This window comes from Streptomyces sp. LHD-70, assembly GCF_031157275.1.
In the GTDB taxonomy this organism is placed as follows: Bacteria; Actinomycetota; Actinomycetes; order Streptomycetales; family Streptomycetaceae; genus Streptomyces.
The window spans coordinates 600,248-624,347 of record NZ_JAVIFW010000001.1; the positions used below are offsets into that span (position 1 = coordinate 600,248).

20 protein-coding genes are annotated in these 24,100 nt (G+C 72.4%); 7 read left to right on the top strand and 13 right to left on the bottom strand.

The window, feature by feature from the left end; genetic code table 11:
• Positions 1-52: 52 nt before the first annotated feature.
• The gene (locus RCO28_RS02715; protein ID WP_308939267.1) at positions 53-1,195 is read left to right on the top strand and encodes a PP2C family protein-serine/threonine phosphatase; all 1,143 of its coding nucleotides are present in this window, start codon (positions 53-55) and stop codon (positions 1,193-1,195) included.
• 113 nt (positions 1,196-1,308) lie between these two features.
• Here the strand turns inward: RCO28_RS02715 and RCO28_RS02720 are convergent, their stop codons facing one another.
• Positions 1,309-1,833, bottom strand: a complete 525-nt coding sequence (locus tag RCO28_RS02720; RefSeq protein WP_308939676.1) for a DUF4240 domain-containing protein — start codon at positions 1,831-1,833, stop codon at positions 1,309-1,311.
• 124 nt (positions 1,834-1,957) lie between these two features.
• Here RCO28_RS02720 and RCO28_RS02725 point away from each other — a divergent pair, with 124 nt between their 5' ends.
• The gene (locus tag RCO28_RS02725) at positions 1,958-2,962 is read left to right on the top strand and encodes an SDR family oxidoreductase (RefSeq protein ID WP_308939268.1); all 1,005 of its coding nucleotides are present in this window, start codon (positions 1,958-1,960) and stop codon (positions 2,960-2,962) included.
• Here the strand turns inward: RCO28_RS02725 and RCO28_RS02730 are convergent.
• The 6 genes from RCO28_RS02730 to RCO28_RS02755 form a co-directional block, all read right to left on the bottom strand.
• Entirely contained in the window at positions 2,953-3,924 is a 972-nt protein-coding gene (locus RCO28_RS02730; RefSeq protein ID WP_308939269.1) for a WYL domain-containing protein, read from the bottom strand. The two genes, RCO28_RS02725 and RCO28_RS02730, sit on opposite strands and share 10 nt — an antisense overlap.
• A 175-nt stretch (positions 3,925-4,099) precedes the next feature.
• Positions 4,100-6,796: a pyruvate dehydrogenase (acetyl-transferring), homodimeric type gene (aceE, locus tag RCO28_RS02735; protein ID WP_308939270.1), complete on the bottom strand. Its 2,697-nt coding sequence runs from the start codon at positions 6,794-6,796 to the stop codon at positions 4,100-4,102.
• Between the two features lie 364 nt (positions 6,797-7,160).
• The gene (locus RCO28_RS02740; RefSeq protein WP_282539139.1) at positions 7,161-7,784 is read right to left on the bottom strand and encodes a GntR family transcriptional regulator; all 624 of its coding nucleotides are present in this window, start codon (positions 7,782-7,784) and stop codon (positions 7,161-7,163) included.
• Positions 7,785-8,012: 228 nt separating this feature from the next.
• Complete coding sequence (gene sucB, locus RCO28_RS02745; protein WP_308939271.1) at positions 8,013-9,785, bottom strand: 2-oxoglutarate dehydrogenase, E2 component, dihydrolipoamide succinyltransferase; 1,773 nt, start codon at positions 9,783-9,785, stop codon at positions 8,013-8,015.
• A gap of 63 nt (positions 9,786-9,848) precedes the next feature.
• Positions 9,849-11,237 (bottom strand): dihydrolipoyl dehydrogenase, encoded by a 1,389-nt coding sequence (lpdA, locus tag RCO28_RS02750; protein ID WP_308939272.1) that lies wholly within the window; start codon positions 11,235-11,237, stop codon positions 9,849-9,851.
• 310 nt (positions 11,238-11,547) lie between these two features.
• Complete coding sequence (locus RCO28_RS02755) at positions 11,548-13,068, bottom strand: leucyl aminopeptidase (protein WP_308939273.1); 1,521 nt, start codon at positions 13,066-13,068, stop codon at positions 11,548-11,550.
• A gap of 173 nt (positions 13,069-13,241) precedes the next feature.
• Here RCO28_RS02755 and RCO28_RS02760 point away from each other — a divergent pair, with 173 nt between their 5' ends.
• Together RCO28_RS02760 and RCO28_RS39290 are read left to right on the top strand one after the other, a co-directional pair.
• The gene (locus RCO28_RS02760; protein WP_308939677.1) at positions 13,242-14,060 is read left to right on the top strand and encodes an adenosylcobinamide-GDP ribazoletransferase; all 819 of its coding nucleotides are present in this window, start codon (positions 13,242-13,244) and stop codon (positions 14,058-14,060) included.
• A 63-nt stretch (positions 14,061-14,123) separates the two neighbouring features.
• Positions 14,124-15,005 (top strand): hypothetical protein, encoded by an 882-nt coding sequence (locus RCO28_RS39290; protein WP_374991079.1) that lies wholly within the window; start codon positions 14,124-14,126, stop codon positions 15,003-15,005.
• A 663-nt stretch (positions 15,006-15,668) separates the two neighbouring features.
• Here the strand turns inward: RCO28_RS39290 and RCO28_RS02770 are convergent.
• The 3 genes from RCO28_RS02770 to RCO28_RS02780 form a co-directional block, all read right to left on the bottom strand.
• Complete coding sequence (locus RCO28_RS02770) at positions 15,669-17,510, bottom strand: phosphatidylglycerol lysyltransferase domain-containing protein (protein ID WP_308939275.1); 1,842 nt, start codon at positions 17,508-17,510, stop codon at positions 15,669-15,671.
• Positions 17,511-17,581: 71 nt separating this feature from the next.
• On the bottom strand, positions 17,582-18,829 hold the full coding sequence (gene cobT / locus RCO28_RS02775; protein ID WP_308939276.1) for a nicotinate-nucleotide--dimethylbenzimidazole phosphoribosyltransferase: 1,248 nt from the start codon (positions 18,827-18,829) through the stop codon (positions 17,582-17,584).
• A 93-nt stretch (positions 18,830-18,922) separates the two neighbouring features.
• A complete protein-coding gene (locus RCO28_RS02780) occupies positions 18,923-20,119 on the bottom strand; it encodes a bifunctional adenosylcobinamide kinase/adenosylcobinamide-phosphate guanylyltransferase (protein ID WP_308939277.1) in 1,197 nt (398 codons plus the stop codon).
• 92 nt (positions 20,120-20,211) lie between these two features.
• Between RCO28_RS02780 and RCO28_RS02785 the strand changes: the two genes are divergently transcribed.
• Positions 20,212-20,436 carry a hypothetical protein gene (locus RCO28_RS02785; protein WP_308939278.1) on the top strand — a complete coding sequence of 75 codons (225 nt, stop codon included), beginning with the start codon at positions 20,212-20,214 and terminating at the stop codon, positions 20,434-20,436.
• A 58-nt stretch (positions 20,437-20,494) separates the two neighbouring features.
• Here the strand turns inward: RCO28_RS02785 and RCO28_RS02790 are convergent, their stop codons facing one another.
• The 3 genes from RCO28_RS02790 to RCO28_RS02800 form a co-directional block, all read right to left on the bottom strand.
• The gene (locus RCO28_RS02790; RefSeq protein ID WP_308939279.1) at positions 20,495-21,145 is read right to left on the bottom strand and encodes an RDD family protein; all 651 of its coding nucleotides are present in this window, start codon (positions 21,143-21,145) and stop codon (positions 20,495-20,497) included.
• A 99-nt stretch (positions 21,146-21,244) separates the two neighbouring features.
• Complete coding sequence (locus RCO28_RS02795) at positions 21,245-21,955, bottom strand: methyltransferase domain-containing protein (protein WP_308939679.1); 711 nt, start codon at positions 21,953-21,955, stop codon at positions 21,245-21,247.
• Positions 21,956-22,032: 77 nt separating this feature from the next.
• Entirely contained in the window at positions 22,033-22,629 is a 597-nt protein-coding gene (locus tag RCO28_RS02800) for a DUF3043 domain-containing protein (RefSeq protein ID WP_308939280.1), read from the bottom strand.
• Between the two features lie 312 nt (positions 22,630-22,941).
• Between RCO28_RS02800 and RCO28_RS02805 the strand changes: the two genes are divergently transcribed.
• Both RCO28_RS02805 and RCO28_RS02810 read left to right on the top strand, forming a co-directional pair.
• Positions 22,942-23,736 carry a PspA/IM30 family protein gene (locus tag RCO28_RS02805; protein ID WP_308939281.1) on the top strand — a complete coding sequence of 265 codons (795 nt, stop codon included), beginning with the start codon at positions 22,942-22,944 and terminating at the stop codon, positions 23,734-23,736.
• A 45-nt stretch (positions 23,737-23,781) separates the two neighbouring features.
• The gene (locus tag RCO28_RS02810) at positions 23,782-24,060 is read left to right on the top strand and encodes a hypothetical protein (protein ID WP_308939282.1); all 279 of its coding nucleotides are present in this window, start codon (positions 23,782-23,784) and stop codon (positions 24,058-24,060) included.
• Positions 24,061-24,100 lie beyond the last annotated feature (40 nt).

Consider the following 24,100-nt stretch of genomic DNA (forward strand, 5'->3'; position numbering starts at 1 on the left):
CGCAGGGTGGCCGTATGAGCCCCCAACGTCCCGGAACCCCCGGAACGGGAGCGTGACCGGCGCGGCCGACCGCCGCCGGCACGTCGAGGCGCGCGGCGGCGGGCAGGCAACCTGGCTGCGCCCCGGCGCCGGCCCGCCGCGCTGGGCCCGCTGGGCGCCGCCGCTCCTGCTCGCCGTGCTCGGCACGGTGCAGATCCTCACCCCGCCCGAGATCGAGCTGGGCCTGCTGCTGGCCGCCACGCCGCCGCTCGCCGCCCTCGCGTACGGGCCGGTCGCCACGGGCTGCATGGGCGCCGTGGCCGTGGCCGTCGCCGCCCTGCCCAACGCGGGGCCCGACCAGCCGGTCCACAGCGACCTCCTCATGATCGCGTTCGTCGCGGTGCTCAGCGTCGGCATCTCCTGGGTACGGCGCCGCCGCGACGCCCAGCTGGTCAGCGTGGGCTCCGTCGCCGAGGCCGCCCAGCTCGCCGTCATGCCCCCGCTGACCGAACGCGTCGGCCGGGTGCGCTGTGCGGGCCTGTACCGGGCGGCCGAGCGCGGCACCCTGGTCGGCGGCGACCTCTACGACGTACGCGAAGGACCCTGGGGCGTAAGGGCGTTGGTCGGGGACGTGCAGGGGCACGGGCTCGCCGCCGTCGGCACCGTGGCCGCGCTGCTCGGGGCGTTCCGGGAGGCCGTGCTCGACGAGCCGCACCTCGAAGGCCTCGCCGCCAAGCTGGACCGGCGGCTCGTCACGGACAACGCCCGCGCCGAGCACGCCGAGCTGTTCGCCACCGCGCTGCTCGTCGCGTTCGTGCCGGGCTCGCCGACCGTACGCCTCCTGTCCTGCGGACACCCGCCGCCCCTGCTGCTGCGGGCCGGGTCGGCCGAGGAGCTGGCGCCGGAGCCCGGCACTCCGCTCGGCCTCGGCCTGACCGCGTACGCCCCGCCGGACCAGCTGCTCCTCGACCTCGCACCGGGCGACCAGCTCCTCGCCCACACCGACGGCCTCTCCGAGGCGAGGGACGCGCAGGGCGAGCTGTACGTGCCGGTGGCCCGGTTCGCCGCGCTGCCCCTGGAGGAGCGGGAGGGGGAGCCGGCGGTGCTCGTGGGCGCGCTGTGGCGGGATCTGCGCGGCTTCGCGGGGGAGGTCAAGGACGATGTGGCGCTGCTTGTCCTGGCGCCGACGGAAGCGGAGCCCGATCCCGGGGCCTGACCCCCGGCCCTGACCCCCGGCCCTGACCCCCGGCCCTGACCCCCGGCCCTGAGCCCGGGCCCTGACTCCGGGCCCTGAGCCCGGCCTGAGCCTGGGGGCTGGTCAGGGGGCGGTCAGTCCTGCGGCCCGAACCGGTCCCACAGCTTCGGGTAGTAGCGGGCGAGCGCCGTGTCGTCCTCGAAGTCGACGGGCGCGCCCTGCGGTTCGGCGGGCGCGGGCGGAATGCCCAGGTCGGCGGCGACCGTGCCGGTCAGCTGCTCGTACGCCTCGTCGGCCGCGTACCCCAACTCCTCGGCGTCGCCGTCGATCTCCTCGTCGAAGTCGTCCAGGAGGTCGGCGAGCGCGTCCGGGTCGTGCAGGGCGCCCTCGAAGACCTCCCGGCCCTGGCCGATCAGCCAGCAGCGGAAGAAGTCGAAGGCGTCGTCGCTGGCCCCGTCGAGCAGGACGGCGGCCGCGCCCCACAGGTCCCAGCGGTAGGCGCGGTTGTAGCGGGCCTCGTAGTGGCGGGCGAAGTCCAGGACGGCGTCCGGGTCGAGCCGCACCAGGCGTTCCACGAGCAGGTCGGCGTGGTCCTCCGGGTCGCCGTCGGCGGCCGCGCGGGTGCTGTCGATGAGCTCCCAGAACTCCGTCTCGTCCATCACGGGACCAGCATCGTGCCTGGGCGGGGCCGACGCACCCGGAGTGCGGCTCTTGTTACTGGTACGACCGCGCGCCGCCGCCTTCCAGACAGAAGATGTCCGGATTCGCTGCCAGGCTCTCCGTATGACCGACAGAAGGACATCCGCAGACGGCACCGAAACCTCCACGACCCGCACGACCCGCACGACCCCCGCAACCACGCCTGGCCCCCTGCACGGAAAGATCGCCCTGGTCGCGGGCGCGACCCGGGGTGCGGGCCGGGCCATGGCCGTGGAGCTCGGGCGGGCCGGGGCCACCGTGTACGCGACGGGCCGCACCACCCGCGAGCACACCAGCGAGGTCGGCCGCGACGACGAGACCATCGAGGGCACCGCGGACCTCGTCACCGAGGCGGGCACGGAGTCCGGCGGCCGCGGCGTCGCCGTACCCACCGACCATCTCGACCCCGAGCAGGTCCGCGCGCTCGTCGACCGGATCGACCGGGAGCAGGGCCGGCTCGACATCCTGGTCAACGACATCTGGGGCGGCGACGTCCACGTCGAGTGGGGCCGCAAGATGTGGGAGCACGACCTCGACAAGGGCCTGCGCGTGCTGCGCCTGGGCGTCGAATCCCACATCGTCACCAGCAGCTGCGCCCTGCCGCTGCTGATCAGGAACCCCGGCGGCCTGGTCGTCGAGGTCACCGACGGCACCGAGGAGTACAACCGCCGCTACCGCGAGCCGTTCTACTACGACCTCGCCAAGTCGGCCCCGCTGCGGATGGCCCGCGGCCTCGCCGAGGAGCTGAAGGAGTACGGCTGCACGGCGGTCGCCCTGACGCCGGGCTGGCTGCGCTCCGAGGCGATGCTCGACACGTACTTCAAGGTCACCGAGGAGAACTGGCGCGAGGGCTGCAAGCAGAACCCGCACTTCGCGATCTCCGAGACCCCGACCTACATCGGCCGCACCCTCGCCGCCCTCGCCGCCGACCCGGACCTCGCCCGGTTCAACGGCAAGTCCCTGTCCAGCGGCGGCCTCGCGCAGGAGTACGGCGTGACCGACGTGGACGGCTCGGCGCCGGACGCCTGGCGCTACCTGACGGAGGTCGACCAGACGGCCCCCGAGGCGGACGTCACCGGTTACCGGTAGAGATCCCCGAGCCGGGCTGTCGTCTCCGTGAACCGGCCGCGCAGCGCGGCCGGTTCGAGCACCTCGCACTCGGCGCCGAGCACGATCAGCTGGCTGTACGCGACGTCGTCGTTCTCCACCGGCAGCACGATCCGCACCCACCCCTGCTCGTCGGCGGGACCGGCCGCCTCCAGGGCCTCGCGGGCGGCGGCCGGGTCGGTGACGTACGGCAGTCTGCGCACGCCCGCGGGGGAGAGGCGCAGGACGGCCGCGGAGCGGAGGATCGCGCGCGCGAACTGCTCCGCCCGCTCCTCCCAGAACCGGGGCAGCTCGAACTCCTCGTCCCGTACGAAGCGTTCCTCGCCGGGCGTGACGGAGGTGAAGCGGTCGATCCGGTACACCCGGTAGGCCCTGTGCTCCGGGACGCGGGCGCACAGATACCAGACACCCGCCTTCAGGATCAGCCCGTACGGCTCCAACTCCCGCTCCACCTCGGTGTCCTGGCGGCGGTAGCGGGCGGTGACGAGGCGGTCGTCCCATACCGCGTCGGCCACGACCGGCAGCAGCTGGGGCGGATCGGCCTCCCGGAACCAGGCCGGGGCGTCCAGGTGGAACCGCTGCGAGGCGCTGCGCGAGGCGTCCCGGAGGCTGGGCAGCAGCGCCGCCGAGACCTTCAGACGGGCGGCGGAGGCGGCGTCCTCCAAGCCCATCTCGCGCAGGGCGCCCGGCACGCCGGACAGGAACAGCGCCTCCGCCTCGCTGCGGGCGAGTCCCGTGAGGCGGGTGCGGTACCCCCCGATCAGCCGGTACCCGCCGAGCCGCCCTCGGTCGGCGTACACGGGGACGCCGGCTTCGGAGAGTGCCTGGGCGTCTCGGGTCACGGTCCGCTCGGAGACTTCCAGTTCCTGGGCGAGTTCAGCCGCGGTCATGGACGGACGGTTCTGCAGCAGGAGCACCATCTTGATGAGGAGGGCGGCACGCATGCGCTGATTCTTTCCCCACCCCGCCCCTTCCCGAAAGCCTGCGGCGCTTCGGGGGGTCCGGCAGGCCACGCGGCGCCAGCCGCATATCGACACAGCCGGGAAGGGGCGGGGTGGGGAGAAAGCAGGCGGCCCCCGCCACGACGAACGTGACGGGGGCCGACCCACAAGACAGGGCTCAGAGCCCGTACTTCTCCCGAGCCTCCTTGACCGCGGCAGCGGACACCTCACCGCGGCGAGCCAGCTGCGCAAGAGCAGCAACCACGATCGACTCCGCGTCGACGCCGAAGTGGCGACGGGCCGCGTCCCGGGTGTCGGAGAGGCCGAAGCCGTCCGCGCCGAGGGACGTGTAGTCCTGCTCGACCCACTGCGCGATCTGGTCCGGCACCTGCCGCATGTAGTCGCTGACGGCGAGCACCGGCGAGGTGACACCCTCCAGCGCCTTGCGGACGTACGGCACCCGCTCCTCGCCGCGCAGCAGCGCCGCATCCGACTCCAGCGCGTCGCGCCGCAGCTCCGTCCAGGAGGTCGCGGACCACACGTCGGCGCCCACGCCCCACTCCTCGGACAGCAGCTTCTGCGCCTTGAGGGCCCAGTGGATCGCCGTACCGGAGGAGAGCAGCTGGGTGCGCGGGGCGTCCGAGGAGACGGAGAGGCCCGCGGACTCGGCGGTGTTGAAGCGGTACAGGCCCTTCACGATGCCCTCGTCGACGCCCTCGGGCTTCGCGGGCTGCGGCATCGGCTCGTTGTAGACCGTGAGGTAGTAGAAGACGTCGGAGTCCTCGCCGGGCGCGGCCTCCCCGTACATCCTCCGCAGACCGTCCTTGACGATGGCCGCGACCTCGTAAGCGAACGCCGGGTCGTACGACAGCGCCGCCGGGTTGGTCGCCGCGATCATCGGCGAGTGGCCGTCGGCGTGCTGGAGACCCTCACCCGTCAGCGTCGTACGACCGGCCGTGGCGCCGATCAGGAAGCCCTTGCCGAGCTGGTCGCCGAGCTGCCACATCTGGTCGGCCGTGCGCTGCCAGCCGAACATCGAGTAGAAGATGTAGAAGGGGATCATCGTCTCGCCGTGCGTGGCGTACGCCGACGCCGCGGCGATGAAGTCGGCCATCGAGCCGGCCTCGGTGATGCCCTCGTTGAGGATCTGGCCGTCCTTGGCCTCGCGGTAGTACATGAGCTGGTCGCGGTCGACCGGCTCGTACGTCTGGCCCTTCGGCGAGTAGATGCCGAGCGACGGGAACAGCGACTCCATACCGAAGGTGCGGGCCTCGTCCGGGACGATCGGCACCCAGCGCTTGCCGGAGGTCTTGTCCCGCATCAGGTCCTTGGCGAGGCGCACGAATGCCATCGTCGTCGCCATCGACTGCGAGCCGGAGCCCTTGTCGAAGGCGGCGAAGGTCTTCGCGGCGGCCTCGGGCAGCGCGGGCAGCGGCTGCGTACGGCGGGCCGGGGCCGGACCGCCGAGGGCGGCGCGGCGCTCCTGGAGGTAGCGGACCTCGGGGGAGTCGGCGCCCGGGTGGCCGTAAGGCACCTGGCCGTCGACGAAGTCGCTGTCCTTGATGGGGAGTTCGAGAAGGTCACGCATGTTCTTGAACTCGTCCGTCGTGAGCTTCTTCATCTGGTGGTTCGCGTTCTTCGACGCGAAGCCCTCACCGAGGGTGAAGCCCTTGACGGTCTGCGCGAGGATCACGGTCGGCGCGCCCTTGTGGGCGAGCGCGGCCTTGTACGCGGCGTACACCTTGCGCGGCTCGTGGCCACCGCGCGACAGCTGGAAGCACTCGATGATCTTGTCGTCGCTGAGCGACTTGCCGAGCTGGACCAGCGCCGGGTCGCCCGCGAAGAAGTGGTCGCGGATGTAGGCGGCGTCCCGCGTCTGGTACGTCTGGATCTGCGCGTCCGGGACCTCACGGATGCGGCGGACCAGGGCGCCGTTGGTGTCGAGCTGGAACAGCTCGTCCCAGGCGTTGCCCCACAGCGACTTCACGACGTTCCAGCCGGCGCCGCGGAACTGGGCCTCCAGCTCCTGCACGATCTTGAAGTTGGCGCGGACCGGGCCGTCGAGGCGCTGCAGGTTGCAGTTGATGACGAAGGTCAGGTTGTCCAGACCCTCGCGGCTCGCGAGTGCGAGGGCCGCCGTCGACTCGGGCTCGTCCATCTCGCCGTCACCGAGGAACGCCCACACGTGGGAGTTGGAGACGTCCTTGATGCCGCGGTTGGTGAGGTACCGGTTGAACCGGGCCTGGTAGATCGCCGACAGCGGGCCGAGGCCCATGGAGACCGTCGGGAACTCCCACAGCCAGGGGAGGCGGCGCGGGTGCGGGTAGGAGGGCAGGCCGTTGCCGCCGGACTCCTGCCGGAAGTGGTCGAGCTGCTGCTCGGAGAGGCGGCCGTCCAGGAAGGCGCGGGCGTAGATGCCGGGCGACGCGTGACCCTGGATGTAGAGCTGGTCGCCGGAGCCGTCCTGCTCCTTGCCGCGGAAGAAGTGGTTGAAGCCCGTCTCGTAGAGCCAGGCCGCGGAGGCGAAGGTGGCGATGTGGCCGCCGACGCCGTGCTTGGAGCCGCGGGTCACCATGGCGGCCGCGTTCCAGCGGTTCCACGCGGTGATCCGGCGCTCCATCTCCTCGTCGCCGTCGATGGCCGGCTCGGCGGAGGTGGGGATGCTGTTGACGTAATCCGTCTCCAGGAGCCGGGGGAGGGCGAGGCCCGCGTCCTCGGCGTGCTGGAGGGTACGGCGCAGCAGGTACTCCGCGCGATGCGTACCGGCGTGCTCACTCACGGCGTCCACGGAGGCCGCCCACTCGGCGGTCTCCTCGGGGTCGCGGTCCGGCAGCTGGTCCAGCTGGCTCGGAAGCTTGCCTACGGGGTCGGTCATGATCGACGCCTTCCGGACAGGTTCTCCCGCGACATCGCGGGGGAGGCGGTGGAGATGGCCCTATCTGGCAGGACAGGGCGGCGGGCTGGGTGCAGCCCGACGTCGACTGTAAGCCGCTGATCGATGATCGATCAAAGGTTGAGGGGGAGATTTTTCTCTAGGCAGAGAAGTCGGCACCCGGTGCCTCTGCTTTGGGCACAGGGTGCCGCCTAAATCGGGCTTTTCCGGGCGCTATTTTGGGCGCGCTGTACGGCAGGTGAGCAAATTCAGCCCGTCTGGGGGCACCTCCCGGCCGGAGGCTGGGGGAGTTTGAGGACGAGCCCGAAGGGCGATAGACGGCGCGGTGGTCCACGGCAAGGAACGGTCAAGCCCTGGGAGCGCACCCCAAGACGTGCTCCTTGACCAGCGCCCCGATCTGCGGATCCCGGCGCCGGAACGCCGCAACGAGAGCCTCGTGCTCCTCCGCGTACGACTGCTGGACCGTGCCGAGCCAGCGGATCGACAGGGCCGTGAACACCTCGATGCCCAGGCCCTCCCAGGTGTGAAGCAGCACGGAGTTTCCCGCGGCGCGCACCAGTTCGCGGTGGAAGCCGACGGTGTGCCGCACCTGGGCCGTGCCGTCGGCGTTCCGGTCGGCCTCGTAGAGCGGCGTCACGTGCGCCTCCAGGGCCGAGCAGTCCTCGGCGAGGCGGTCGGCGGCCAGCTCGGCGGCGATCTGCTCGAGACCGGCCCGTACCGGATAGCTCTCCTCCAGGTCGGCCGCGGTCAGGTTCCGCACGCGGACGCCCTTGTTCGGCGCCGACTCGATCAGGCGGAGCGACTCCAGCTCGCGCAGCGCCTCCCGCACCGGGGTCTGGCTGACCTCCAACTCGACCGCGATCCGGCGCTCCACGATGCGCTCGCCCGGCTTCCAGCGGCCGCTGACGATCCCCTCCACGATGTGCTCGCGGATCTGGTCGCGCAGCGAGTGGACGACGGGCGCGGACATGGCCGTCCCGGGGCTCGAACTCATGGGTGGTGGCTCCTCAGGCAGGTGCGATGGGACGACGATACGGCGTTCACCACGACCTTGGGATGTGCGGGGGGTGCGGGATCCGTCACGCGTGGCTGCTACGGGGCCGCTCCCGCGCGGGCGGCGGAACGGGTGCGCACACGGCGGCGCCCCCGCCCGGAGAGCTCCGGACGGGGGCGCTGACGTACTACGGGAACCCGCAGGTCAGAGGCCGAGCTCGACCTCGAACTCGCCCGCCTCCAGGATCTGCTTGACCGCGGTCAGGTAGCGGGCGGCGTCGGCGCCGTCCACCAGACGGTGGTCGTAGGAGAGCGTCACGTACGTCATGTCACGGACGGCGATGGTCTCGCCGAGGTCCGGGTGGTTGATGACGACGGGGCGCTTCACCGTGGCACCGATGCCCAGGATGGCGACCTGGTTCGGCGGGACGATGACCGTGTCGAAGAGCGCACCGCGCGAACCCGTGTTGGAGATCGTGAAGGTGGCGCCCGACAGGTCGTCCGGGGCGATCTTGTTGGTGCGGACCTTGTTGGCCAGCTCCGCGGTCTTCTTGGAGATGCCCGCGATGTTGAGGTCACCCGCACCCTTGATGACCGGGGTCATCAGGCCCTTCTCCGAGTCGACGGCGATGCCGACGTTCTCGGAGTCGAAGTAGGTGATGGTGCCCTCGTCGTAGTTCAGGCGGGCGTTGATGACCGGGTGGGCCTTCAGCGCCTGGACGGCGGCCTTGACGAAGAACGGCATCGGGGAGAGCTTGACGCCCTCGCGGGCGGCGAAGCCGTCCTTGGCCTTGTTGCGCAGCTTCATCAGCTTGGTGATGTCGACCTCGATGACCGAGGACAGCTGCGCCTGCTCCTGCAGGGCCTTGTGCATGTTGTCCGCGATGGCCTTGCGGATGCGCGGCAGCTTGACCGTCTGGCCGCGGAGGGGGGAGACCTCCAGGGCCGGGGTCTTCGGCGCGGCAGCGGCAGCCGGGGCGGCCGGAGCCGGAGCGGCGGCCTTGGCGGCCTCCGCGGCGGCGATGACGTCCTGCTTGCGGATACGACCGCCGACGCCCGTGCCCTTGACGGCCGACAGGTCCACGCCGTTCTCCGACGCGAGCTTGCGGACCAGCGGGGTGACGTACGCGCCGTCGTCCACCTGAGCCACGGCCTGCGCGGCCGGGGCGGGAGCGGCGGGCGCGGCCGGAGCCGGGGCGGCCGGAGCAGCCTGGGCGGCGGGCGCGGCCGGAGCGGCGGCGGCCGGAGCCGGGGCGGCGGGAGCCGGGGCCGGAGCGGCCGGAGCCGCGGGGGCGGCCGGGGCCGGGGCGGGCTCGGCAGGCGCGGCGGGGGCGGCCGGGGCAGCGGCAGGAGCCGCACCCGCGGCGCCGATGACGGCGAGCTTGGCGCCGACCTCGGCGGTCTCGTCCTCACCGACCACGATCTCGAGCAGGACACCGGCGGCAGGCGACGGGATCTCGGTGTCGACCTTGTCGGTCGAGACCTCGAGCAGCGGCTCGTCCTCCGCGACCTCCTCGCCGACCTCCTTCAGCCAGCGGGTGACGGTGCCCTCGGTGACGGACTCGCCCAGGGCGGGCAGCGTCACGTCGGTGCCCTCGGCACCACCCGCGGGGGCGGCGGCGGGGGCCTCAGCAGCAGGCGCGGGAGCCGCGGGGGCCTCCTGCGCGGGGGCGGGCTCGGCGGCGGGCGCCTCGGCGGCGGGGGCCTCGGCGGCGGCCGGGGCAGCAGCCGGGGCGCCGGAGCCGTCGTCGATGATGGCCAGCTCGGCGCCGACCTCCACGGTCTCGTCCTCGGCGACCTTGATGGACGCGAGGACACCGGAGGCGGGGGCCGGGATCTCGGTGTCGACCTTGTCGGTCGAGACCTCGAGCAGCGGCTCGTCGGCCTCGACGTGCTCGCCCTCGGCCTTCAGCCAACGGGTGACGGTGCCTTCGGACACGCTCTCGCCGAGCGCCGGCAGGGTTACGGAAACCGACATGGTTTCGGTTGCTCCTAACGAACTACGTACGGATAAGGGGGCGCGATCCCTGCGGGAGAGCGATTAGTCGTGGGAGTGCAGCGGCTTGCCGGCCAGAGCCAGGTGAGCTTCGCCGAGCGCCTCGTTCTGCGTCGGGTGCGCGTGGAGGAGCTGCGCGACCTCGGCGGGCAGCGCTTCCCAGTTGTAGATGAGCTGCGCCTCACCGACCTGCTCGCCCATGCGGTCACCGACCATGTGGACACCGACCACAGCGCCGTCCTTGACCTGGACGAGCTTGATCTCGCCCGCGGTCTTCAGGATCTTGCTCTTGCCGTTGCCCGCCAGGTTGTACTTCAGAGCGACGACCTTGTCCGCACCGTAGACCTCCTTGGCCTTGGCCTCGGAGAGGCCCACCGAGGCGACCTCGGGGTGGCAGTACGTCACCTTCGGCACGCCGTCGTAGTCGATCGGGACGGTCTTGAGACCGGCCAGACGCTCCGCCACCAGGATGCCCTCGGCGAAGCCGACGTGCGCGAGCTGGAGCGTCGGGACCAGGTCACCGACGGCCGAGACGGTCGGCACGTTGGTCTGCATGTACTCGTCGACCAGGACGAAGCCGCGGTCCATCGCGACGCCCTGCTCCTCGTAGCCCAGGCCCTGCGAGACCGGGCCGCGGCCGATGGCGACCAGGAGGACCTCGGCCTCGAAGGTCTTGCCGTCGGCCAGGGTCACGCGGACGCCGTCCTGCGTGTACTCGGCCTTCTCGAAGAACGTGCCGAGGTTGAACTTGATGCCGCGCTTGCGGAACGCGCGCTCAAGAAGCTTGGAGCTGTTCTCGTCCTCGACGGGGACGAGGTGCTTGAGGCCCTCGACGATCGTGATCTCGGCGCCGAAGGACTTCCACGCAGAGGCGAACTCGACGCCGATGACGCCGCCGCCGAGCACGATCGCGGACTTCGGGACCCGGTCCAGGGTCAGCGCGTGGTCCGAGGAGATGATGCGGTCGCCGTCGATCTCCAGGCCGGGCAGCGACTTCGGCACGGAGCCGGTCGCAAGGAGCACGTGGCGGCCCTGGACACGCTGGCCGTTCACGTCGACGGAGGTCGGGGAGGAGAGCTTGCCCTCGCCCTCGATGTACGTCACCTTGCGAGAGGCGATCAGCCCCTGCAGGCCCTTGTACAGGCCGGTGATGACCTCGTCCTTGTACTTCTGGACGGCGGGCATGTCGATGCCCTCGAAGGTGGCCTTCACGCCGAACTGCTCGGACTCGCGGGCCTGGTCGGCGATCTCGCCGGCGTGCAGCAGGGCCTTCGTCGGGATGCAGCCGACGTGCAGGCAGGTGCCGCCGACCTTGTTCTTCTCGATCAGGGCGACGTCAAGGCCCAGCTGCGCTCCGCGCAGGGCCGCGGCGTAACCGCCGCTACCGCCGCCGAGGATCACTAGGTCGAAAACGGTGCTGGCGTCGTTCGCCACGTCACGTCCTCCATGCATGTGCGCCGTACGCCGGTCTGCGATGACCGCGCGGCGGCTGGTGTTCGGCCGCTTGTTCCTTCGGCCCTGTGGTGGGGGCCCTGTCCTGCCGAGAACCCATCTTCGCACTTGTCGACGGGTGGCGGGACGCCGGGCCGCTGACTGAGACGGGGACCTCACCGTCTCCGACGGTTGTTGCTGCGTATGAACCTGCGGATTCCGTACGAGTTCGTCGCGAGCGAAATCCGGCTGTGCAGCCGGTCATGCGTACGGCCCCGGGGTCTGAACTCCGGGGCCGTACAGGGAATTCCCGTCAGCCCAGGTCGCCGGCGGCGGTGCGCTCGGCGAGCCGGACCAGCGTGCGTACCGCGGAACCCGTACCGCCCTTGGGCGTGTATCCGTACGGCGCGGACTCGTTGTAGGCCGGGCCCGCGATGTCCAGGTGGGCCCAGCTGATGCCCTCGCCCACGAACTCCTGCAGGAACAGGCCGGCCACGAGGCCGCCGCCCATCCGCTCGCCCATGTTGGCGATGTCGGCGGTCGGGGACTCCATGCCCTTCTGCAGGTGCTTCGGCAGCGGCATCGGCCAGGACGCCTCGCCGACCTCCTCGGCGATCTCGTGGATCGACGTACGGAGAGCGTCGTCGTTGGCCATGATCCCGAAGGTGCGGCTGCCGAGGGCCATCATCATCGCGCCGGTCAGCGTGGCCACGTCGACGATCGCGTCGGGCTTCGCCTCGGAGGCCTTCCACAGCGCGTCGGCCAGGACGAGCCGGCCCTCGGCGTCGGTGTTGAGGACCTCGACGGTCTTGCCGCTGTACATCCGCAGCACGTCGCCGGGGCGGGTGGCGGTGCCGGACGGCATGTTCTCGGCGAGGGCCAGCCAGCCGGTGACGTTGACCTCCAGGCCGAGGCGGGCGGCGGAGACGACCGCGGCGAACACGGCGGCGGCGCCGCTCATGTCGCACTTCATCGTCTCGTTGTGCCCGGCCGGCTTCAGCGAGATGCCGCCGGAGTCGTACGTGATGCCCTTGCCGACGAAGGCCAGCGACTTCTTCGCCTTCGGGTGCGTGTACGCGAGCTTCACCAGCCGCGGCGGGGCGTCCGAGCCGGCGCCGACGCCGAGGATGCCGCCGTACCCGCCCTTGGCGAGCGCCTTCTCGTCGAGCACCTGCACCTTGATGCCGTGCTCCTTGGCCGCGGCCGAGGCGACGGCGGCGAAGGCCTCCGGGGTGAGGTCGTTCGGCGGGGTGTTGATCAGGTCGCGGGAGCGGTTGACCTCCTCGGCGACCGCGACCGCGCGCTCCAGGGCGGCCTTGACGGCCTTGTCGCGCGGCTTGTCCACGGCGATGGCGGCCTCGCCGAGCGGGCCCTTGCCGTTCTTGCCGTCCTCGCCGTTCTCCTTGTACGCGTCGAAGACGTACCCGCCGAGCGCGGCGCCCTCGGCGATCGCGGAGACGGCCTCGTCGTTCTCGGCGGGCAGGGCGAACACGGCCTTCTTCGTGCCGGCCAGGGCGCGGGCGGCGACGCCGGCGGCGCGGCGCAGCGCGTCCTCGTCGTACGCCTCGTCCTTCTCCGGGAGGCCGCCGAGCCCGACCGCGAGCACGACCGGAGCCTTCAGGCCGTCTGCTGCGGGCAGCTTCGTGGTCTCACCCTCGCCGCCCGAAGCTCCGAGCGTCTCGAGGACAGCGGCGAGCTTGCCGCCGAACGCCTCGTCCACGACGGCGGCGCCCGGTGCGACGACCGGTCCCTTCGCGCCCTTCGCGACACCGACGACGATCACGTCGGCGCGCTGCCCGGCAGCGGCGGCGGGCTTCAGAGTCAGAGCAGTCACGGTGGTGAATTCTCGCTTCCGTTGAGTTGTGGCCGATGGGATCGGGTCGACCGGGCCCAGCCGCATCGTAGGCCGTGCCTCAGGAGCGCCCGGAGTGAGCCTACGCTCGCCGCTCCCGCCGCCGCCGGGGAGTGGCCCGCCCGACCTGCGGATAACCTGCCGCGGTGAACTCAGTGGGTGGCGGCGGCAGCGGCAAGGGCATACGGGACGACCTGGAGCACGGACTCCGGTTCGCCTTCGGCACGTTGACGGTCCTGCCGGTGCGGCTGACCCGCTGGGACCGGGGCGCCGCCCGCGCGGGCATGCTGTGCGCGCCGCTCGCCGGGCTCGTCGTCGGCCTCTGCGCCGCCGCCCTCGGCTCGGCGCTGCTGCTGCTCGGTACGGGACCGCTGCTCGCCGCGGTCGCCACGGTCGCGGTGCCCGCGGCGCTCACCCGCGGACTGCATCTCGACGGCCTCGCCGACACCGCCGACGGCCTCGGCAGCAACAAGCCCGCCGAGGCCGCGCTCGCCATCATGAAGCGCTCCGACATCGGCCCGTTCGGCGTGGTCACGCTGCTCTTCGCGCTGCTCGCCCAGGTGGCGGCGGTCTCACGGGCGTACGAGTCGGGGTGGGCCGAGGGTGCGGTCGCCGCTGTTGTCTCCGCCGTGGCCGCCCGCCTCGCGCTCACCCTCGCCTCGCGTACCGGGGTCCCGGCCGCCCGGCCCGAGGGGCTCGGCGCCGCCGTCGCGGGCACGGTCACGGCCCGCTCCGCGCTGCTCGTCCTCGCCGTCGTGACACTGCTCGCGGCGGGGTGCGGTGCGCTGTGGGGTGAGGCCACCATCAGCGCTGCGGTGCGCTGCGGGGGTGCGGTCCTGGTGGCGGTGGGGGCGGCGGAGCTGCTGCTGCGGCGCTGTGTGCGCAGGTTCGGCGGGGTGACCGGGGACGTCTTCGGCGCGCTCGCGGAAACGGCGGCGACGGCGGCGCTCGTCGTGCTCGTCCTCGGGGGGTAGCGGCCGAGCCGGGGTGCCCGTACCGCGTTAAGTTGCGCAGAACGGGCAATTCGGGAGCGGTGGATGAGCGACTGGTGGTACCGGAACATCGTCGAGCCGGGGAAGCTGCCGCTGCTGCTCGCGCTGCTCTCGTTCGTGTTCGCGTTCCTGGTCACCCGGGTCATCACGCGCATGATCCGGGCCGGCCGCGGCCCCTTCGGCAACGTCAAGACCGGTGACCTGCACATCCACCATGTGGTCCCGGGCATCGTCCTGACCGTCATCGGCGGCTTCGGCGCGGTCGCGGCCGGGCGGCACAGCTTCGCCTCGCTGGTCTCCGCGGTGATCTTCGGCCTCGGTGCGGGCCTGGTCCTCGACGAGTTCGCGCTGATCCTGCATCTGGACGACGTGTACTGGAGCGAGGCCGGCCGCAAGAGCGTCGAGATCGTCGTGCTCACCGCGGCCCTCGTGGCCCTCGTCCTCGGCGGGTTCCTGCCCTTCGGGGTGAACGAACTGACGCCCGAGGAACGGCACAACCGCGCGCTCGTCGTGATGAACACCGCCCTGAACTTCTTCTTCGCCCTGGTCGCCCTCGGCAAGGGCAAGCCGCGCGTCGCGCTGATCGGCACGGTCGTACCGTTCGTCGCCCTCTTCGGCGCGGTCCGGCTCGCGCGGCCCACCTCGCCCTGGGCGAAGCTCTTCTACCGCAACCGGCCGCGCGCCCGCGCCCGCGCGGGCCTGCGCGCCTTCCGCCACGACCGCCGCTGGGACGGGCCGCGGCGCAGGTTTCAGGACCTCATCGGCGGCCGCCCCGACCCGGACCCCGGGCCGGGACCGTCCGACGGCGGCCCGGATTCCCTGTCCGGTGGTCCGGATTCCCGGTCCGGCGGTACGGATTCCCGGTCCGGCGGTCCGGATTCCCGGTCCGGCGGTACGGAGGAACGCCGCCCGCCCGAGGACGGTTGACGCAGTTCCGCGACCCCGCACACGACGATCACGAGCGCGATCGCGGCCAGGTGCTCCCGCCCCGCCAGGTTGTCCTTCACCACCACCTCGACCACCATCAGCGCCACCACCAGACCCGCCGTGAAGCAGGCCCGGTAACGCCAGCACACGTACACCGCGAGCCCCACCACCGCCGCCGACGGGCCGGTGTCCACCACCTGCGCGTCGGACGCCGGGAGGCCGAGCGGGTGGCCGGGGCCGAGGGCGACGCCCACGCGCGCGTAGAGCGTTCCGGCAAGCGTGGCCGCGTACCCGACGACGAGCGTGCGCACCCGGCCGACGCAGATCTCCGCGATCCCGAACACCAGCAGGATCTGCGCCAGCGCACCCCACACCGGCAGGTCGAGCGCGGGCACGAACAGCGACTGGGGAGTGCGGAGCAGAGCGAGCCAGAGCGGATCCTCGGCCCGTACGGCACCGATGTTCTGGACGAACCGGTAGCCCCAGTCCTGGTTCTGGACGTACTGCAGGAGCGAGGTCAGGCAGACCGCGCCGAGCGCCAGGGGGACCGCGCGCCACTTCCGGGCGGCGAGCGCGGTCCGCACGGCGGCGAGGAGGGCTCCCCACTCCGCCCTGGCGAGCTCGGCCGGTCTGCGCATCGTCATGACTCCAGGTGTCTGCGTCTCATCGTGGGGACGCGAACCGTCCGCGCCGCAGCCGCTCGGGCAGGCCGGGAGCTTCCAGGAAGCCCTCGGCGCGGGCGGCGGCGAGCGAGATGCGCGGCAGGTCGCCGCTCCTCTCGAAGAGCACGAACCGCGGTTCCCAGTCGGGCCGGTACTTGGCGTTGGCGCGGTAGAGCGACTCGATCTGCCACCAGCGGGAGCAGAAGCCGAGCAGCGAGCGCCACAGTCGGAGCACCGGGCCCGCGCCGAGACGCGAGCCACGTTCGAAGACCGACCGGAACATCGCGAAGTTCAGTGAGACGCGAGTGATCCCGATCTCCCCGGCGCGCTGCAGGAGTTCGATGACCATGAACTCCATCAGGCCGTTCCCGGTGTCCCGGTCCCGCCGCATCAGGTCGAGCGAGAGCCCCTTCGGGCCCCACGGCACGAACGACAGGAGCGCCCTCGACTCGCCCTGCTCATCGGTGCATTCGAGCATCACGCAGTCCCCGTCGGCCGGGTCGCCGAGCCGCCCGAGCGCCATCGAGAAGCCGCGCTCGGTCGCACCGTCCCGCCAGTCGTCGGCGCGCTGCAGGAGCCGGGCCAGCTCGGGCGCGGGGATGTCCCGGTGGCGGCGTACGCGTACCTCGTACCCGGAGCGCCGGACCCGGTTGTGGGCCTGTCGTACGGTGCGCATCGCGCGGCCGGAGAGGGTGAAGTCGGCGGTTGTGACGACCGCTTCGTCGCCCAGCTCCAGGGCGTCCAGGCCGTGCCGGGCGTAGATCGTGCCCGCCTCCTCGCTCGCGCCCATCACGGCCGGGGTCCAGGCGTGCGCGTGGGCCTCGGCGAGCCAGGGTTCGATGGCGCCGGGCCAGGCCTCGGGGTCGCCGATCGGGTCGCCGGAGGCCAGGGACACGCCGCCGACGACGCGGTAGACGACGGCGGCCTTGCCGGTCGGCGACCACATCGCGCTCTTCTCCCGGCGCAGCGCGAAGTAGCCGAGCGAGTCGCGTTCCCCGTGCCGGTCGAGCAGTGCGCGCAGCCGGGCCTCGTCGGACGGGGTGAGCGGGTCGACGGCGCGGCGTGAGCGGAACGCGGCGTACAGGACGGCGAGAAGGAGCAGGAAACTGATCCCGTTCACGGCGACGTCGACCCACCCCGGGGTGGCCACGCCGGGCAGGCGCGCGTCGTCGGCGGCGAGCGAGACCAGCCGGAGCGCGCCGTACCGCCAGCGGTCCCCGAACGTCGAACTCGCCGCGTCCGGCGCCCGGTTGGTGAGCGTGACCAGGAGCGCGGCGAGCAGCGAGCAGACCAGGAGGCCACCGGCGGCGACGGCGGCGGCGAGCCTCGGGTTGGCCCGGTCGCCCTTCGCGTAGAACGCGCGCCGCCCGGTCAGCAGGGCCGCGACGAAGCCGGCGGTCAGGGCGAGGGAGATCCAGTTCTGGGCGTGCGCGCGGATCTCGGGGAACAGCATCGCGAAGCCGAAGAGCAGCAGGAAGGGGACGCTGAGCACCAGGTTGAGGATCCACGCGGCCCGCTTGCGGCGGCGCATCGTGACGGCGAGGAAGAACGTCACGAGCGCCGAGCCGAACCCCGCGGTCAGCAGATACGGGGTGAACAGATCCGCGGTGTTGTGCCGCCGCAGATCCTGGCCGAGGGAGACCCAGACGGCGCTGAGCAGGTTCAGGAAGGTGACGCCCCGCAGGTACCAGACGGTGAACTCGGCGGCGCGTACGGCTGCTCCGCCGGCCGGCCGGGTCGCCGCGCGGTCCGGATCGGCACCGGTGCGGGGCGCTTCCGCGCGCGGCGCGCGATCCGGAGGGGGCTCTTCTACGGGTGCTTCGAGCGCCTCTGCCGTTCCCATGAACGGTGATCATATGGCGCAGAGTGGGCGAATTCGGGCGGGCGGGCCGCCCGAATTGCCCCGTGAGCGGACTACGGGCGGGACTCCCGCCCCTGGCCCCCCAACTCCGGCTCCGCACCGGCCTGTTCGGCCTCGACGCCGGGGTCGGCCTCGGGTTCGGGATGGGCCTCGACCTTGGCCTCGGGTCCGGGATCGGCCTCGACCTCGGCCTTGGGTTCGGGCTCGTCCTCCAGCTCCGGCTTGACCTCCGGCTCCGGCTTGGCCTCCGGCTCCAGCTTGATCTCCGGCAGCTCCGCCGCGAGCGCCGCGGCCGCCTGGACCAGCGGGAGGGCCAGCATCGCGCCGGTGCCCTCGCCGGCCGTGACGCCCTGGTCGAGCAGCGGGTCGACGGCGAGGCGGTCGAGGGCCTTCGCCTGGGCGGGCTCGCCGCTGCGGTGCCCCGCGAGCCACCAGTCGGGCGCCCGGAACGCGACCCGCTGTGCGACGAGCGCGCACGCCGCCGAGACGACCCCGTCGAGGATCACCGGCGTACGGCGTACCGCGCTCTGCAGCAGGAACCCCGTGATCGCCGCGAGGTCGGCCCCGCCGACGGTACGCAGCAGCTCCAGCTGGTCGCCCAGGACCGGCCGGGCCCGGCGCAGCGCGTCGCGGACGGCGGCGCACTTGCGCATCCAGGCCAGGTCGTCGATGGGCTGGCCGCCGCGCCCGGTGACCACCGAGGCGTCCGTGCCGCACAGCGCCGCGACGAGGGTGGCCGCCGCCGTCGTACCGCCCACGCTGAGGTCGCCGAGGACCACCAGGTCCGTTCCGGAGTCGGCCTCCTCGTCGGCGATCGCCATACCCGCGCGGAACGCCTGCTCGGCCTCCGCCGCGGTGAGCGCGTCCTCGACGTCGATCCGGCCGCTGCCGCGCCGCACCCGGTGCCGTACGACCTCGGCGGGCAGCTCGTCCGGGTCGCAGTCCAGGGCGACGTCCACGACGCGGACCGGTACGCCGCTGCGGCGGGCGAGCACCGCGACCGGGCTCTCACCGTCGAGCACGGCGCGCGCCAGGCGGTGGGCGCCGCCCGCGGGGCGCGCGGAGACGCCGAGCCCGGCCACGCCGTGGTCGCCCGCGAACAGCACCGCGCGCGGCCGTTCGATCGCCTTCACCGGCACCGTCGACTGCGCGGCCGCCAGCCACTCGCCCAGCTCGTCGAGCCGCCCGAGCGCACCTGGCGGCACGGCGAGCCGCTCCCTGCGCTCTTCGGCGTCGCGGCGCACCCCGCCGTCGGGGCGCTCGATCAGATCGGAGAAGTCATCGAGATTCAGCGAGCTCATTCGCCGAACAGTACCGGGATCCTTTCGAACACGAGGAGCACCGGGGGCGCAGGCTCCACGGGCCCGTACGAACCCGCCCCCGCCGCGCGCCCGTCAGCCGCGCAGCGTCACCGCCTGGCCCGCCACCACCAGGAGCACGCACTCGCACTCCGCCGCGAACGCCGCGTTCAGGCGGCCGAGTTCGTCGCGGAAGCGGCGGCCCGCCGCGGTCGCGGGGACCACACCCGAGCCGACCTCGTTGGAGACCGCGACCACCGTCCTGCGCGTCGCCCGCACCGCCTCCGTCAGCTGCGCCACCCGCTCCCGCAGGGCCCGCTCGCCGCCCGCCGCCCACTTGTCGTCGTCCCACGCGCCGACCCGGTCCATCGCGTCGGTCAGCCACAGCGACAGGCAGTCGACGAGCAGCGGCGGCCCGTCCGCGTCGAGCAGCGGCACCAGCTCGCAGGTCTCCTCCGTACGCCAGCTGCCCGGCCGGCGCTCCCGGTGCAGGCCGACCCGCGCCGCCCACTCCGCATCGCCCTCGCGGCTCCCGCCCGTCGCGACGTACACCACCTCAGGGAAGGACTCCAGGCGCCGCTCCGCCTCTACGGACTTGCCGGAACGGGCCCCGCCGAGCACGAGCGTGCGCCGCGGCAGGTCCGGTACGGCGTGGAACTCGCCGACCACCACCGTCGTACCGTCCGGCACGGCCCGCGCCCCGGCCGCGGCGAGCCGGCGGCGCAGCTCGGCGCCGGGCGGCACGTCGTGGTCGAGGTGCACGGCGAGCACGTCCGTCGTGGCGGTCACCGCACCGGCCGCGCGCAGCCGCGCCAGCGCGTCGGGCCGCCCGACGACATCGGCCACGACCATGTCGTACGGCGCCGGATGGTTCAGGCCCGCGGGCGCGCAGCCCGGCGGCAGGTAGAGCAGCCGCTCCCCGCCGGGACCGATCACCTCGTACCCGGTGCCCGGCGCGTCCATCGCGAGCGCCCGCACCCGGTGCCCGTCGAGCAGCGCCAGCTCACGCCCCTCCGGCACCCGGCCAGCAGCGGGCAGCCCCGCCGGGTGTTCGAGCGCCGGGCCCTCCTGGGGGTGCGAGAGCAGCACCTGGCGCACGCCGCTGAGCGAGCGGCCCGCGCGGGCGGCCGCGAACGCCGCTCCCGGCGTGAGGTCGAGCAGCAGCACGCCGTCCACGAGGAGCGCGGTCGCGGCGCGCACATGGTCTCCGAGGGCGCTCGCGCAGGCGGCGCAGGGGCAGTCGGGGCGGGGCAGCCCGTCGGGGGCGCCGGTGCCGAGCAGAGTCAGTTCCACGGGGACGATCCTGCCGCGTCGGAGACGGTCTTGCGCGCCCGGATAGGCTGCAGCCAGAAGTCGGATCTTGGACCAGCACCTGGGAGGCTGACATGGCGGCGTGGACGTGGCGGTTCGAGAGGTCCGACGGCACCGAGGTGGAACCGTCGGTCCAGCCCGAGGAGTTCACGACGCAGGGCGACGCGGAGTCCTGGATCGGCGAGGTCTGGAAGGACCTCGCGGACGGCGGCGCCGACCAGGTGCGGCTCTTCGAGGACAGCACGGAGATCTACGGGCCGATGAGCCTGCACGCGGAGGAAGCGGCGGCGCAGGACTGAGTGAGCGGGCTCCGTGGGGTGCGCCCCACGGAGCTTCCCTCGGCACGCACTCGGCGGCTCAGCCAAGATCCTTGCTGCGGACGTAGCGCAGCCCGCAATGGTCGTCGTCGTACGGCTCGCCCTCGCCCGATATCAGGCTGAGGGGCAGCTGCATCGGGAGCCAGGTCAGGCCAAGGAGCCAGCGCCGGACGGTCTGCCAGAAGCGCGGACGTCCACAGTCCTCGGAGCGCACCACACGCGTGGTGAAGAGGAACTTGCCGACGGTCGCGCGGAAGATCAGCGCCCCGAACACGTGGTGCACGAAGGAGATCCCGAGGACGAGCCCCACCGCGTACCCCCAGAAGGTCCCGACGCTCTCGCCCTCGGTCAGCAGCTCCGCGAGCTTGAGACCGCCGAAGAGCGCGATCAAGCCGTCGACCAGGGCGGCGAACAACCGCCGGAAGTCCCCGACCGCCTCCGGCACGGACGGCGTCGGCTGGAGCGGATGTGCCTGCCCATAAGGATGCGCGGGCTGCTGCTGGTGCTGCTGATACGGATGCTGGGCGTACTGCTGCTGATACGGGCCCGGCTGCTGATGCGGGCCCGGCTGCTGAGCCGCGTACGGATGGGGCGGCTGCTGCGGCGCGTAGGGCTGGTTCGGCTGCTGTGGAGCGTGGGGCTGGTTCGGCGGGGCGGCGTACGGGTGGTTCGGCTGCTGCTGGTTGGTCACGGTCCCCATCCTGCACCACCCCACTGACACACGAACCCCCCTACTGCTCACAGCAGAAGGGGAGTTGGGCGTTCCGAAGAGAGGCGGGTCCGTGGGCGTTCAGCCCCGCACCCCGAACAGGTGCGTCAGCGCCGCCACCGCTCGGTAGGGATCGGTGCGCCCGGCGCGTTCCTCCGCCGCGAGCAGCGCCGCGAGTTCCGCTTCCGGCGGCAGCTCGGCGTCGTCGGGGGCCGTGTCCGTGAAGACGCGTACGCCGTACCAGGCGTGCAGCGGTGCGCCGATGCCCGCGAGCGTCGACGTCAGGGCGGCACGGCGGTCCGCGCGCACCTCGAGGCCGATGCGGTTGGTGTACGCCGTGGTGTCGAACGCGGTGAGTGCCGTCGGCCAGTCGCCGGACAGGCCGGGCCGCATCGCGAGCGCGTCCGCGTTCCGCACGAGCAGCGAGAGCAGCCCGCCCGGCGCCAGCATCCGGGCCAGACCGGCGAGCATCCCGTCCGGCTCGGCCACGTACATCAGGACACCGTGGCAGAGCACCACGTCGAAGGAGCCGGGCAGGAAGTGCACCCCGGTGTCACGGCCGTCGCCCTCGATCAGGCGGACCCGCGCGCGGATGCCCTCCGGCTCACCGGCGAGCGCCTCGCGGGCGGCGGCCAGCATCCGGGCGTCCGACTCGATGCCGGTGACCCGGTGCCCGGCACGCGCGAGCCGCAGCGCCTGCGTGCCCTGGCCGAGGCCGACGTCCAGGACGCGCAGCCGCTGCCCGACGGGAAAGCGGGCAGCGATCTGCTCGTCGAGCTGGCGCGCGACCAGCTCCTGTCGTACGACATTCCGCAGCCCGCCGAGGCCCTTCAGCCAGCCGGCCGCGCCCCCGGCGAAACCGAGTCCGCTCAGGGCCGCTCTCCGCGCTTGACCTGCGGCTTGGGCAGCCGCAGTCGGCGCATCTGGAGCGTGCGCATCAGGGCGTACGCGACGGCGCCGCGCTTCGGCTCGTCCGGGAAGCGCTCGCGGAGCTGCTTCTTCAGGCGGATCGCGGTGAAGACCGAGTCGACGACGATCAGCAGGATCACGAACAGCCAGAGCAGCAGCGCGATGTTCTGCAGCTGCGGATTCCGCAGCATGCTCAGGACGAGGATGATCACCGCCATCGGCAGGAAGTACTCGGCGATGCAGAACCGCGAGTCGACGAAGTCGCGCGCGAACCTGCGCACCTTGCCCTTGTCACGCACCGGCAGATAGCGCTCGTCGCCACTGGCGAGCGCCTCGCGCTGGCGCGCCATGTCCGCACGGCGGGCCTCGCGCTGTCGCTTCGACGCCTCCTTGCGGTTCGTCGGCGTACTCGCCACGCTGCGGCGCTGCGACTGGGCCTGGCTGCGCTTGGGGGTGGGGCGACCCTTGGGTGCCTGCGGGTCGCGGGGCTGCGTGGAGTCGGCTACCGGCGCCTTGGCGCTCGGGGCCTTCTCATCCTTGGAACGGCTACGGAACACAAAACCCAAGGGTACGGGGTAGCCGGTGTGGACCACAGCCCGGTGGGGAACGATCCGGCAACGGCGGACGTCCTGAAAGACAACGGCAACGGGATGGAACGGGACCTTCCAGGACTTTGCCGCACTGATCATCTCGTCCGGGATCGTCTACTCCCTACGCCGGAGCGGCGGGCTCGTCACTCGTCCTTGGGGAGGAGTCGATCGACGCTCGAACAGTGCGGTAATGGAGGCAGGGCCCGTAGGCTGGGTTCTGTCGCAGTGCTGGAGCTGGAACGGCCGGTCGGATCTGTCAGAAGGGGGCGCGCGAAGCCCATGAGCGGTGTCATGAAGCGTATGGGGATGCTCTTCCGCGCGAAGGCGAACAAGGCCCTTGACCGGGCCGAGGACCCGCGCGAGACCCTCGATTACTCGTACCAGAAGCAGCTGGAGCTGCTGCAGAAGGTGCGCCGCGGCGTCGCGGACGTGGCGACGTCCCGCAAGCGCCTCGAGCTGCAGCTGAATCAGCTCCAGTCGCAGTCGTCCAAGCTGGAGGACCAGGGCCGCAAGGCGCTCGCGCTCGGCCGTGAGGACCTGGCGCGCGAGGCGCTGTCCCGCCGTGCCGCCCTCCAGCAGCAGGTCACGGACCTGGAGACACAGCACCAGACCCTGCAGGGCGAGGAGGAGAAGCTCACGCTCGCCGCCCAGCGCCTGCAGGCCAAGGTCGACGCCTTCCGTACGAAGAAGGAGACGATCAAGGCGACGTACACGGCGGCCCAGGCCCAGACCCGGATCGGGGAGGCCTTCTCCGGCATCTCCGAGGAGATGGGCGACGTCGGCATGGCGATCCAGCGGGCCGAGGACAAGACGGCCCAGCTGCAGGCCCGCGCCGGCGCCATCGACGAGCTGCTCGCCTCGGGCGCCCTCGACGACCAGTCCGGCTCGACGAAGGACGACATCCAGGCCGAGCTCGACCGCCTCTCCGGCGGCACCGACGTGGAGCTGGAGCTGCAGCGCATGAAGGCCGAGCTGGCCGGGGGCACCGGCCCTTCCCAGCAGGCCATCGAGGGCGGCGACGACCAGGCCCAGGGCCGGCCGCAGCAGGACACGCCCCGCTTCGACAAGCAGTAGGCAGCACCGGGCCGCGTACGGAACCCTGACTCTGAGGAGAGCGTCATGATCGTACGGATCATGGGGGAGGGGCAGGTGGAGCTGGCGGACAGCCACTTCACCGAACTGAACAAGCTGGACGACGAGTTGCTCGCGGAGATGGAGCGCGGCGACAGTCCCGGCTTCCGCACCACCCTGAACGCGCTCCTGGACAAGGTCCGCGAGCTCGGCACCCCGCTGCCCGACGACTCCCTTGAGCCCTCGGAACTGATCCTTCCGGCGCCGGACGCGACGCTGGAAGAGGTCAGGGAGATGCTCAGGGACGACGGCTTGATCCCGGGCTGACGCCCGGCCCCCACGGCCTGGTTCCGGCCGGCCCGCCGTC

What these genes read in the sequence shown, in the direction of transcription:
- RCO28_RS02720 (WP_308939676.1), bottom strand. Translation starts at nt 1,833, where the DNA reads ATGGACGAGACGGAGTTCTGGGAGCTCATCGACAGCACCCGCGCGGCC.
- RCO28_RS02725 (WP_308939268.1), top strand. Translation starts at nt 1,958, where the DNA reads ATGACCGACAGAAGGACATCCGCAGACGGCACCGAAACCTCCACGACC.
- RCO28_RS02730 (WP_308939269.1), bottom strand. Translation starts at nt 3,924, where the DNA reads ATGCGTGCCGCCCTCCTCATCAAGATGGTGCTCCTGCTGCAGAACCGT.
- aceE (WP_308939270.1), bottom strand. Translation starts at nt 6,796, where the DNA reads ATGACCGACCCCGTAGGCAAGCTTCCGAGCCAGCTGGACCAGCTGCCG.
- RCO28_RS02740 (WP_282539139.1), bottom strand. Translation starts at nt 7,784, where the DNA reads ATGTCCGCGCCCGTCGTCCACTCGCTGCGCGACCAGATCCGCGAGCAC.
- sucB (WP_308939271.1), bottom strand. Translation starts at nt 9,785, where the DNA reads ATGTCGGTTTCCGTAACCCTGCCGGCGCTCGGCGAGAGCGTGTCCGAA.
- RCO28_RS39290 (WP_374991079.1), top strand. Translation starts at nt 14,124, where the DNA reads ATGAGCGACTGGTGGTACCGGAACATCGTCGAGCCGGGGAAGCTGCCG.
- RCO28_RS02770 (WP_308939275.1), bottom strand. Translation starts at nt 17,510, where the DNA reads ATGGGAACGGCAGAGGCGCTCGAAGCACCCGTAGAAGAGCCCCCTCCG.
- cobT (WP_308939276.1), bottom strand. Translation starts at nt 18,829, where the DNA reads ATGAGCTCGCTGAATCTCGATGACTTCTCCGATCTGATCGAGCGCCCC.
- RCO28_RS02785 (WP_308939278.1), top strand. Translation starts at nt 20,212, where the DNA reads ATGGCGGCGTGGACGTGGCGGTTCGAGAGGTCCGACGGCACCGAGGTG.
- RCO28_RS02805 (WP_308939281.1), top strand. Translation starts at nt 22,942, where the DNA reads ATGAGCGGTGTCATGAAGCGTATGGGGATGCTCTTCCGCGCGAAGGCG.
- RCO28_RS02810 (WP_308939282.1), top strand. Translation starts at nt 23,782, where the DNA reads ATGATCGTACGGATCATGGGGGAGGGGCAGGTGGAGCTGGCGGACAGC.